We start from the raw sequence: 346 nt of genomic DNA, 5'->3' as shown, positions 1-346 counted from the left end.
CTGCATATACCAAGAATGACTATGTATCTTATACAGATGGTAATACTTATGTATGTAAGAAAGATAATCCTACCAATACAGCACCTACAACAGGTTTCGCTGACGATGAGTTCTGGCAAATCTTAGCAATCAGAGGAGCACAGGGACCCCAAGGAGAACAGGGTCCGGCAGGTATTCAGGGACCTGCTGGAATAACTGGACCTGCAGGACCTCAGGGACCTCAAGGTATCCAGGGCGAGCAAGGTTTACAAGGCGAAATTGGACCTGAAGGACCTCAAGGCCCGGAAGGTATCCAAGGACCTAAAGGCATTGATGGTACGACATACACACCTAAGATTGGAACTGT

1 pseudogene is annotated in these 346 nt (G+C 47.4%); it reads left to right on the top strand.

Annotation, left to right across the window (positions count from 1 at the left end):
• Nucleotides 1-346 (top strand): annotated as a pseudogene (locus J4G38_RS28475) (collagen-like protein); the annotation flags it as partial.

The organism is Hymenobacter terricola (genome assembly GCF_017921975.2).
GTDB lineage: Bacteria > Bacteroidota > Bacteroidia > Cytophagales > Hymenobacteraceae > Hymenobacter > Hymenobacter terricola.
This window is presented reverse-complemented; position numbering and strand designations above follow the sequence as displayed.